Consider the following 12574-nt stretch of genomic DNA (forward strand, 5'->3'; position numbering starts at 1 on the left):
CAACAAACCAACCCGTTCACCTTTAATGACTATACAACCCTACAATAGTGACCTCAATTTTGTCGGAAGTATTCCGAACTACGATTTGCTTTTTCTTGCTTTAAGTAAAATTAACCTGGGTGATCGTATCAAGGAAATAGAAGAGATTCTGGTAACACGAAATTTATTCGACTTCAGAACCGAAGAAGCCAGAGGACGCTTCTTCCGAATGATAAAATCTACCATATTCAATACCTATTCTGAAGAACAAAGCGAATTGCTTGCTTCAATATTTGACGAGAATTGCAATTTTCAAAACAAAAATATCGTTCTTTTCTGGCAATTATGCTTATCTAACCGTTTGTTCCGTGAGATTTCTGTAAATGTTTATTTGAAAAATTATTACGCTGGTCGATCACATCTAAGTGCCCGTGATGTGGAGGATTACATTATGCATCTGAAAGAAACAGATCCGACAATTAAAGAATGGTCCATTAAGACGATTATACCGGTAGCATCAAAATACTTGACCATCCTTAAGAAACTGAATCTGCTGGATGGTGCAGCAAAAAAACAAATTCTACCAGTTACTATTGACAATAACACCATGGTGTTGTTTGTTTATTTGATTAAATCGATTAATCCGGATAATTTTAACTTCCTTAATTCGGAATATTTTCAATTGTCATTGATGAGTAGGGATACCTTTTTAAGTTTTGCCAAAAAGGTTGGGAACATGAGTTTTTGGGATATGACATTTGATGGTACTGCATTAAAATTTACCTTAAAGCAAAAACCTAACAACATAGCCAATGCCCTATTCAACCGAACACAGACGAAAATTTAATGACCTCATAGCTCAACTGAGTGCTGAGAACAGGCATAAAATCAAATCAAAAGCCAATGGTGGAAATACGATACTGTTTGTGTATCCTCCGGAGGATGAAGAAAAGTATCTCGATGAAGCTTTGATCTTACTGGAAGATGCTTCATTCATTGATCTCAATCAATTACTCATCACTTACATCGATCAGATTGGACTTAATGATTTCAAAGAGTTCTATGAAGCTTATGAAACAAACAGGTCAGAGGTATTTAAAAAAAATAGGATTGATGAAAGAGAAGATTTATTCGATATGATCATTGCGGAAATCGGAAAGGCATACCTTGCCAATCAGATTCCTGTATTAATCCATACGGGTGCGCTTTATGGAACTGGCATCGAGAACGATAACATTATGGCAGACCCGATAATCATCAGACATAAAATACCTTTGGTTGTTTTTTATCCTGCCACCCACAAAAATGGCAACCTCTTTTTCTTAAATGTAAAACCAGCTTCAAAATACCGTTGCAATTTAATCGACTAACTATGACACTGATTAAAGATATATTGACCCTCGATATCAACGAGGATATTAAAAATGTAATCGACCTTGAAGACCAATCGGAAAACGAAATTCAGTCGGAAATTGAGTCTTACATCCTGACCGATAACCTGGGGAAACACCTTTCATCATTCATCAATCAGTATAATTCCAACATCAAGGAAACCGGAGTTTGGATATCAGGATTCTATGGATCAGGAAAATCTTACTTTGGAAAGATGATGGGTTATTTGCTTTCCGATCAGTTAATAAACGGCACATCTGCACGTGAACGGTTTATTTTGCGACTGAGCGGACTGAAAGATCACAACTTCCTTGAAAATCAGATTCGCAGCTTAGATGCCCATAAAACAAAAGTAATTTTCCTCGACATCGCCAAACAGGACACCACAAACGGGCTGTGCTATACCTTATTTAAGAATTTCCTGAGTACGCTGGGTTTCCTTCCCAATGTGTACGGATATATGGAGTACCTGATGTGGCTAGATGATGAACATGAGGAATTTAAACAAAAAGTTCTTGAATATTCAGGCAAGGATTGGCAAACGATCATGAAAAATGCCATGAAAGTTCCTACTGCTGTAAAACGGGTCTTGACTGGTTATAAGTTTTCGGAAGATGAATACAAAGAAACGATAGACCATCTGAACAATACCATCAGACAATTCTCTGCTACCGATTTTCGCAATGAACTGGAAAAATACATTGCCAAAGTTAGCGACGAAAAATTGGTTTTCATTTTTGATGAAGCCAGTGAAGCCCTGGCTCAAAAGAAATTTGACCTGATGGAGTTGGAAGGTTTAAGCGAATCTCTTTCAAATTCTTCATTGGCCAGTAAAGTTTGGACCCTGGCTATTGCACAGGAAAAGCTGGATGATGTGATCAATAATTCAAATGTCAATAAAAGCCTGCTAACCAAAGTGACCGATCGTTTTAAAACAAAGCTTCACCTTGAATCAACCGAAGTGGATAAAATTATCCGGTTTAGGTTATTGCAAAAAAAGGATGACGCTTTTGAAAATCTGAAAATACATTATGCCAAAAGTGAAGGTCAATTGGCTGATGCAAGCAACCTGAAAGCAAGTTTTCAAACTCGTGTTGAATCTGCTGAAGAATTTGCAACCTATTACCCATTTCACAAATATCAGTTCAGGTTATTGCAAAATTTCCTATTTAGCTCAAAAGCCTTGTCTTCAACACAGGTTGCAGCAAGGGGGATGATCATTACAACATTTGATATCATTCGGAAACAATTGGCTGATGTTCCTTTGCATCAGTTTGCAACTTCTTCCGATGTTTGCCGGCAAGCCCAGACTGCCCCTCCGTCCGAATTGGTGAATCGCTATGACAATGCTGATGCAATACTTGGAACATCTGCACTGGAAGGCCGGAAAATTCTTGAAGTAATTCACTTTCTAACAGAATCGGACCTGGTTAAAGCTTCCACCGAAAATATTACGAAAACATACATTCGCGACCTGAATGACTATTACAAGATTAAGCCGTTGATGGATGATGCGCTTCAAACTTTAGTCGAAGCGAAGATTCTTTTACTCACTAATGGTGAATATAAAATTACCTCCGATCTGGAGGGAAAACTATTGGATGAAATGAAAGATTTCCCGGTAGAACTCTTCAATAAGAAACGTGATTTCATTGATTTTTTAAAGAAGTTCCAACCATTAAGGTCATTAGGTACGGTAACTGATGGTACCAATGCGTATAGTTTTAATATTTCAACTGATCAGGATGATGAAATTGTTGCTTCATCCAATAAAAAGTTAAAGTTAGCGGTTACCGGGCTTTTCAATATCAACGATGAATATCGCGATTATGTGGAGCGCATCAAACTCGAAAACCAATCCAACAAAGAAACCATCATTCTGATTCCGGACAATAAGGATTACAACCGGATTGACACCTTGCTTACTGATGTAAAGCGGTTTAAATTCATGGATGAAAAATACGCTAATGATGTTGATTCCAACATTCGGCAAATCGTCAAGGATTTTAATCTGATACGCGAAGAAAAGGAAAAGGAATTAACCACATTAATCCATAAAGCTTATCTCAACGGCTCGTGTATTTATTTGTTTGACGAGAACCTGCTGAACGAAGATGCTTTCAGAAGTACCATTACAGAACTGCAAAAAAAACTGATTCGAAATGTTTATACCAAACGCCTTTCTGAACAATTATCCGAATCAATTGCCCCTAAAGTAATTGCAGAAACACAAAACGAAAAACTGCACAAATATTTCAGCGGCAATGACTATAAGTTTTTTGATGCCACCGGCAATTTTATTGGCGACCATCTGAAAGTAGTTGAAGAAGTTACCTCCAGAATTAAATCAACTTTTGCCGACGGGAAAACGCTTGAATCAGAATTATTACTTCCACCAACCGGGTATAGTTATGGCACGGTAGCAACCACTTTGGCAGTACTTTTCAGGGCTGGCAAACTGGTGGCTAAATACAATGGGCAGGACCTTTTTTCATACAAAGACAAACAGGTTGCCGATATTTTTGCAACTTCCAAAAATTTCCAAAAGGCCTCATTCAAGTCCATTTCCAAATCACTTTCAGCAGCTCAGAAAAATGAGATGGTCCAGATTCTGCACGACCTTCAATACAAAGCCAAAACAAATGAACAGGTTGATTGGAATACCAATGATTTTGAATTGGTAAAGGCAACCGGAAAGCTGGCTGAACATTACCTTTCAATCATTAAATATTCGATACAGAAAGTAGAACACTACCAGAAGTTTTTCCCTGGAATTGAAGACGATAAAGCAACTTTAACGCTATTTACTTCATTGCTGACCGAAAATAATTACATCGAAAAGGCTGAATATTTTATTCAGGAAGCAATTGCATTTAAGGCAACTGTAAAGAGTATCGAAAAAACGGAAAAGTTCATCGAAAAAAACTTACCGAAAGCTCACGGATTAAGGCGATTTGTTGACCAACTCACCATCGAACTGAATAAATCGGGAGAGCTGAAAGACACTCTAAAAAGTCAAATTGATCAATTCAACCTGGCCTATAATGACAATCTGCGTGACCGTTTTTCAGAGATTATGGATATTGCCCAGAATATTCGGGACAATTACTTTAACCTGATGACCAAAGCCAATGAACTTATGGCTCAGAAATACACACCAATCAAAACTCAGGCTGAAGAATTGCTGAAGACAATTGGCAAGTTTCCGGAAGAACCAAATAAAAAGAACATCATCGACACGAAAGCAATCATCAGTTATTCACAGCAACGGATTTTTCCATCGGTTTCGCTCGAATTTCATATTGCCTGCAAAAACAGCAATTTTTCGCTTTCCGAGATTCGAAATTACATCGAATTGGCTTCCAATCAGGAAACTAAAGTCTTCATGATTCAAAATAATATCGTTGAGCAAATTCCCGAATTGCCAAAATACCCAACCAAAGAAGATCCGAAACAAGAGGCTCAGGAACCGACTCCAAAACCACCCCGAAAAGTGAAGTTATCCATTCACAATGGCAAAATGACGGTAAAAGAATACCGGAATATTCTGGCTGAACAGATTAAACAATTGAGCGGCATGGATAACAACGATGAAATTGACCTGACCATTAATTAAGAATAGCAATGAAACTAACCGACCACGTAAACCACATACGCTCTTTAATTTATAAGGCATATAACAACCGTTTTGCACGGTTGGGATTGGGAGAAAAGAATGAGCAGGATATTTCGTTGATTCCCGAAGAATTACATTCGTTGCGGGATCAGTTGGATGAAATGCTCGAAAACCACATTGGTGAAACCGGCAGCTATAAGTTGGCACGTGAAAAAGCATTGGACGAACTTTCCTTTACACTCTTTAACCGGATTGCTGCCATAAAGGTGATGGAAGCACGACATTTATTTCCGGAGATAATTACCAAACGTACAGAACATGGCGACCGCTCATTTGCCCATAAAGCATGGCTGGAGCTCAATCCCAATGGCCGCAATCTGGAACTGGAAGGACTGGAATTCTTTTTGGAACATGAGTTCGATAAACTGAGCGAAAAGATGCAGTTGTTTGGAAAGGATCATCCGTATGCCTTGATGCCTTTTACGATTGACCTGAACGATATTATTGACGCTTTTAATGCGGTAGAACAAGATAAGGATACAGGAGCCGATACCTGGCAAAGCGATGATATTTTGGGCTGGTTGTACGAAAGCTACAACAGCCTGAAAAAGAAAGAACACAAAGACAGCGGCAAAAAAACGGAGTTCGACAAAGTATCACTGCAATCACAGGTTTACACGCCCCGTTGGGTAGTGAAGTTTTTGGTGGACAACTCATTGGGAAAGCTCTATTTGGAAATGTTCCCCAACTCGCAGATCAAAGAGAAATATGCCATTGCCAATGCACCGCAAACCCGTGTGCGCGAAAAGAAACCGCTGCACGAAATTAAACTGATCGACCCGGCACCCGGATCCGGAAACTTCCTGCTTTATGCTTTCGACCTGTTTTACGATTTGTACACCGACCAGATTGATAACTACGGCGCCGATTACGACGAAGAGGAAATTCCTGCCCTGATCATTGAAAACAACCTGTATGGCATTGATCTCGACGACCGCGCAGTACAGTTGGCTCAAATGGGTTTGTTTATTAAGGCCTTAACCAGACAGCGAGGTTTTAAAATGAGGCACGTGAATGTTGTTTCGTCTGATTTTTATTTACCCAAATATGCAGATATAAAACTCTTCTTTGAAGAAGGTGCCAACTTTGACCAGGCTCAAAAAGAGCTGATGGAGGAAGTGTGGACCGACCTGCAACAAGCTTACCGCTTTGGTTCGTTAATAAAAGTAGGTGAACGTGTGAATGAACGATTAGAGAAACTGGAAAAGAAAAATCATAAAAATGAAACACTCAACATGTTTGAAACACAAAACATTGTTGATTTTCAAATCTTTCGAAACGAATTTTTCGCCAAACTAGAACAGGCAGTTGCTCGTTATGCCCAAAGTAAAAACAACAACTTCCTGAAAACCAAAGCAAACGATGCATTAACCTTCCTGAAGATATTAGCTAATAAATATGATGTTGCCGTAGCAAACCCGCCTTATACCGATAGTGCTGACTTTGGCCCAGAGCTTAAATCGTTTATTGACACCAATTATAAAAGTCCATGGAAGTTCAATATAAATTTGTACTCAACTTTCATTAAACGCTGCTATGATTTAACGAGTAATGACGGCAAAATGGCTTTGATCCATCCTCACACCTTCATGTTTATTAAATCATTTGAAGATGTACGCCAATTTATGATTGAAAAAACCCATATCGATATGATGGTTGATTTGGGTTTAGATCGTGTAAACTTGTTTGGCCCAGGCATACTTTTGGATGCTACTTTTTATGTCCTTTCCAAGACTAGCTCTATTGAGAAAGGTGTTTATTTTAATCTGACGACTAATCTTCAAGAAAAATTTAAAAAGGAACAATTTCTAAAAGCACTAACTGATTTTATTGTCAATGAACCTAACAATAGAGTTTATAAATTGGACCAAACCAAACTCGGAATAATCAAATCTAGTCCATTTATCTATTGGATTTCGGATGCATTTAGGGAGAAGTTTGGATATAATTCAATTGGAGAGATTGCAAATGTTGCTCAAGGTGCATCTACTGGGAAAAATGAAAGATTTGTAAGATTCTGGTGGGAAATTAAAAGAAATGAAATTTCATTGAATTATAATGAGGATAGAAAAAGATATATTTTTTATTCTAAAGGTGGAGTATCGAATAAATGGTATGGAAATATTTGGCTTGTTATAGATTGGAATAATGATGGAGATTTAATGCTAAACTATGGGAAATGTGCATTAAGGAATAAGCAGCATTATTTTAAAGAAGGAATAACTTGCTCTGGAAGATCATCATCAAAAGGAATGTCCTATAGGTACATGCCATCAAATCAAATTTTTGATGTTGGTGCAACTGGAATAATTCAAAAGGGTAATGAAAATATTTATTGTTTTTTAGGCTTTTTAAATAGTAGTCTTTATAATTATATTATTAACTGTTTAAATCCTACTGTAAATACTTCTGAAGGTGACGTAAGTAGAGTACCATATAAAAAGCCAAATCATATAATTGAAAAGAACATAGTAACTTTATCATCAACAAACATCGATATAAAGAAACACCATAATATATTTTCCCTAATCGAACCTAGCTATTCAAAATCTCCAATAACTTTTACTGGAACTCTCGATTTGCCCAAACGTATAAAGCGATATTTCGATTACGATAATCATTTACTTACACAAGTTCTAATTAACGAATCCATTATCAACGAAAACATATTTGAAGTTTATGATCTAACCCATGAAGACCGGACTATGGTGGTTACTAAAGAAGGCGAAAGCATTGGTGCCTTAGCTGTAGAGTCAGAGGCAAAATCAGCCTATTTGGCAGAAGAGGAAGCCACCAAAGAATTTACATTGGATCACATCAGAACATTTATTGAAGAACTGCCGGAGAAATCCTTTTCAGCGGAAGAGAAAGAAGCCATTATTTCGGAGTTTCCCAACCTATATAAATCCAACAACGATTTGGAGGAGTTTTGCATTCGCCACCAAGTAAATCCCATCAATGTTTGGTATTGGTTCAAACAAAGCAAGGTTTTACCCGTTCATCGTGCTCACGATATCGCCATGGAATTTTTGGCCGATTTGCTTCGCGAAATATTGCTGGAAGATGATGATGGTATAGTACCGCTGGTGCGTAATTCCGGAGAAGAAGTATTGGTCAACCGCATTGAGAAGAAGTTTTACGAAAAAGGGTTTTCAACTGCCCAATACTCGCAATTCAGCTCACTTTTGGGTCGCGAAATAGATGAGTATATCAACCACCACTTTTTCGGAAACTTCTCCGATCATCTCAACCTGTTTATGTACCTGCCCAAAACGCCGTTTATCTGGCACATTACTTCGGGCAAACATGGTGCTTTCGAGGCGTACATTATCATCTACAAATGGAGCAAAGACAAGTTATTTTCCATCAAAAGTAAGTATGTAGAAAAAAGGGAAAGTGCATTGATCCGTGAAAAGCAGGATACTGCCAATTCAAACACAGTATCGGCACAAGAAGCACAGGAGCGCATCCCCAAACAATTGGATGAGTTGCAGGAGTTCAAACAAAAAATTGACGAGCTGCTGGCCGGAGGCTACGATCCCAAGCTGGATGATGGAGTTGGCAAAAACATTGCCCCCTTACAAAAGCGCGGAATGATCACCTACGATGTACTCAACCCCGGTCAACTGGAAAAATATTTAAATGCTGATTGGTAAAAACCTTTGAAATTATGGCAAAAGATTTAACAAGCTCGGGCGTTGCCCGACAAAACATATTAAACAACACCTATGCTTTACAGGAAATCCAAAAAGCAGTTGGCATGGAGGGTGTTTTGTTTGAGAACGAATATCGGTTTACCAAAAAACAATTGGCTCAGTTTTTCGAAGTTTCGGAGCGCACCATTAACAATTGTTTGGCAAATAACGAAGCAGAACTGGCAAAAAACGGTTACGGAGTACTCTCAGGTAAGCGTCTGATAAACTTTAAGTTAGCTGTTGAGAATCAGTTTGATCCTGAAATGGATTTCATGATCAAAACTGTACGATTGGGAGTCTTCAATTTTCGTGCATTTTTGAATCTTTCAATGTTACTTACCGATAGTGAGAAAGCTAAAGAAATGCGCAGTACCATTCTCGATATTGTGATTGACACCATCAACAAACGCACAGGAGGCGGAACCAAATACATCAATCAGCGCGACGAAGATTTTGTCATTAACTTACTCAGCGGTGAGGATTACAGAAAAGAGTTTACCGATGCACTAAGAGATTACGTTGCAATGGGAAACTTCAAATACATCGTTTACACCAATAAAATTTATTCCAGTATCTTTAAAGAAAACGCCGATGAGTACCGCAAAATTTTAAAGCTTGATTCGTCCGAGAATGTTCGTCACACCATGTACAGCGAAGTACTGGATTTAATATCGAGCTACGAAACAGGTTTTGCCGATATACTTAGAGCCGAATCTCTACGGTTAAACCGGAAATTAACATCTATTGAGGTAGATACGGCATTTCACAAATTTGAACAACAAAAGCTTTGGGAGCCTTTTCGTGAAAAAGCCCGTCAAAAGATGGCAAGCCGCGATTTGTGCTTCCGTGATGCATTACATCAAAACCTTGAAGAATACATTAGTTCTGTCCCCAAAGAAGATTTCGACCGATTTTTAGGTGAAAAAAGCAAAGATTTGGAGCAACGCCTCGAAGAATACAAAGAAGCATTGAAACGCTTAAAAGAAAGGGATTAGCATGATTTATCTCACAAAAGAACAAGCAGAGATAACGCACAAAGAAACCGTTCGGTTAAGTGGTGGAGGAAGCAGCGAAGTGCTGAATATTGGTTATCTGTATAGCGTTTTGGAGCATATCCAGAATGATGATTATTATCCAACTTTTGAGGAAAAGCTGACACACCTAATCTGGTCAATAAATAAAAATCATTCTTTTGCTGACGGGAATAAACGCTTGTCAATCACCCTGGCTGCGCAATTTTTACTTTTTAATGGATACCTGTATTGTTTGGAAAGATTTCTGAGGGAGATGGAGAATATTAGTTATCACCTCGCTGCCAGTCGTATTGAAAAAGAGTTGTTGCAACGGTTTGTACATTCTTTTTTAGAAAACGAATTTGATTTCGATGAAGAATTAAAGTTGGATTATCTGATGGCTTGTGGTAACGGGCAAATAGGATTTGATGAATAAATAAATAGGAGGATGGCGTAGTCAAAAATATCGCCCAAGCAAAAACGAGGCATGATCATCTAGGAGATACTCAACCCAGGTCAACTGGAAAAATATTTAAACGCAGATTGGTAACGATAAGGCAGATAGCTGTAAACGGCTAAAAATTCATTAATAGATTTGACGGATTCTGAAATATTATAGCTTATGAAATTCGAAGAATATAACGTAATAGATAAAATTGGAGAAGGTGGATTTGGAGAAGTTTTTGCTGTAGAAAAAGACGGTAATTGTTATGCTTTAAAGACATGTACAAAGACGGAGGAAGAATATCTAAAACGCTTCAAAAGGGAGATAAGATTAATGGAATCAGTCACCCACGAAAATGTGATAAATATATTAGATTCCAATACTGCACATACACCTCCGTATTTTGTAATGCCTTTGTGCCAAGGCTCTTTGCATAACAAGAACTACAATAAGGATGTAGAATCACTAATAACAGACATACATCAAATTTGTAATGGGTTAGAGGCCTTGCATAATAATTCACAACGAATAATCCACAGAGATATTAAGCCTAACAATGTATTAGTCAATCATGGAGTATTAAAGTTATCGGATTTAGGACTAGGTAAATTTGAAGACCGGGATTCTACTCCAATAACACCATCCGCTATTATGATGGGAACAGCGGGTTATGCCCCACCAGAATTTTATCAAATTGGGGGGACTAAAAATGCGACAATATCCAGTGATATTTTCCAATTGGGTAAAACCATTTATAGTCTTTTTACTAATGAATATCCAGCTTATTTTGATAAAAATAAAGTTCCTAATGGACTTTTTTATATTGTTCGGAAATGTACAAATGAGAATCCTGATGACAGATATCAAAATATAGCTGAATTACGCAATGCATTAATCAGGCATTTGGAAATATTGAAAGGTGAAAATAATCCATATATTTTCTTTGATAACTTAATAGCTGAATTACATAAAAAGGGTGCAAGCAAAGAAGATGTGTATAATTTATTCAATGTTTTATATGAGTTTAAGGAAGATCCGGATATATTTTATTCAAAGGCAAAGGCTATTCCCGTAAAATATTTTAGTCATCTTAATGATGGTGATTTACTAACTTTTGTAGATGTCTACAATGATATTGTAATTTACTTAAAAGACATTGGCAAATTGAGTTGGCCTGATGCAGAAACAATCGCAGATCAAATGAAGAAAGTCTGTAATTCCACGAAAGATATAGAGATTAGAACAAAAGCTATGAGAATAACCTTATTCTTTGCTGCTTCATTTAATCGATACAATGCAATGGAAGTTTTTAATTCTATGCTCACTTCTGTCAAAACCGAAGAAGAAGCTATTAGTGTTGCATCTATGCTTAATGACCATTTGAATGAATATGAGAATATTGTTTTACAACAAGACCGAGTTGATGGTCTACATCCACATATACAAGGAATAAGGAATAATATTATCAAAAGTAGCAAGAAGTAAAATGGCAAACCTTACATTCAGCGAAAAGCAATTAATAGAATCTGTATTTGGAATGAGTTCCGGGCACGTCCTTGGTTTCACTAACAGGGATTTTGAAGAATTTATGAAGGATGTGGTGTCATACAGCTTATATGCGAAATATCCGGGATTGTCAAAAGCTAAAATGCTTCGTGAATTTATAAAAGATGAATCCGAAACTTATGTGGGTAAAACTATTGTTCTATTGATAAACTACATGAATGAAAATGGTTTAATGACAGATGACAAAAAAGAAAAAGCAGAAAAACTATATGAATTTGGGAAAAAGTTATTGGGAAAAAGCAATACTCAACACAACCCAAAACAACAAAATTCTGAACCTAAAAATAATCTGAAGGTCGATTATGATAGTTTAAATGCTTCTTTATTAGCTATAGAAAATATTTCCAGCCCTCAAGCTAGAGGTTATGCATTTGAAAAGTATCTTAATAGTTTATTTCATGCGTTCGGTTTAGACCCTCATGCATCATATCGAACAGATTATGACCAAATTGATGGTAGTTTTATTCTTGATGGAAATACAATTCTTATTGAAGCAAAATACAAAGCAAATGCGATCCCCAAAGATGATTTAATCTTGTTTTCCAACAAAATAGGATCTAAATCTCATTTCTCAAAAGGACTATTTATTACTTATTCTCGCGTTGACGAAAAAGCGATTGAATACTTTACAGATAGTAGTTCAAGATTAGTTGTTCTAACCGTTGAAGAACTATTCATAATGTGTCAAAATAATATTCCATTACAAAATGTGTTGCAAGATAAATATAGGTCATTGGATGAAAGAGGATTAATATTTAAACATATAATGAATTTATTGTAGCTGATCAGTACTAAAAGTACAACACAA

General features: G+C 37.0%; 8 protein-coding genes. All 8 read left to right on the forward strand.

The genetic code is table 11. The features are described from left to right. Positions 1-25: 25 nt before the first annotated feature. Complete coding sequence (locus tag AQPE_RS12840) at positions 26-826, forward strand: BrxA family protein (RefSeq protein ID WP_318346899.1); 801 nt, start codon at positions 26-28, stop codon at positions 824-826. Continuing rightward, complete coding sequence (locus AQPE_RS12845; RefSeq protein ID WP_318346900.1) at positions 792-1349, forward strand: hypothetical protein; 558 nt, start codon at positions 792-794, stop codon at positions 1347-1349. Before AQPE_RS12840 ends, AQPE_RS12845 begins: the two co-directional genes overlap by 35 nt. A 2-nt stretch (positions 1350-1351) precedes the next feature. Further along, complete coding sequence (gene brxC, locus AQPE_RS12850) at positions 1352-4987, forward strand: BREX system P-loop protein BrxC (protein ID WP_318346901.1); 3636 nt, start codon at positions 1352-1354, stop codon at positions 4985-4987. Between the two features lie 8 nt (positions 4988-4995). Beyond that, positions 4996-8703 carry a BREX-1 system adenine-specific DNA-methyltransferase PglX gene (pglX, locus tag AQPE_RS12855; protein ID WP_318346902.1) on the forward strand — a complete coding sequence of 1236 codons (3708 nt, stop codon included), beginning with the start codon at positions 4996-4998 and terminating at the stop codon, positions 8701-8703. A 14-nt stretch (positions 8704-8717) separates the two neighbouring features. Then, complete coding sequence (locus AQPE_RS12860) at positions 8718-9737, forward strand: DNA-binding protein (RefSeq protein ID WP_318346903.1); 1020 nt, start codon at positions 8718-8720, stop codon at positions 9735-9737. Between the two features lies 1 nt (position 9738). Then, on the forward strand, positions 9739-10191 hold the full coding sequence (locus AQPE_RS12865; protein ID WP_318346904.1) for a type II toxin-antitoxin system death-on-curing family toxin: 453 nt from the start codon (positions 9739-9741) through the stop codon (positions 10189-10191). 186 nt (positions 10192-10377) lie between these two features. Next, positions 10378-11685, forward strand: a complete 1308-nt coding sequence (locus AQPE_RS12870; protein WP_318346905.1) for a serine/threonine-protein kinase — start codon at positions 10378-10380, stop codon at positions 11683-11685. 1 nt (position 11686) lies between these two features. Then, a complete protein-coding gene (locus AQPE_RS12875; protein ID WP_318346906.1) occupies positions 11687-12547 on the forward strand; it encodes a restriction endonuclease in 861 nt (286 codons plus the stop codon). The last annotated feature ends 27 nt before the right edge of the window (positions 12548-12574 follow it).

The organism is Aquipluma nitroreducens, from assembly GCF_009689585.1.
Classification (GTDB): Bacteria; Bacteroidota; Bacteroidia; order Bacteroidales; family Prolixibacteraceae; genus Aquipluma; species Aquipluma nitroreducens.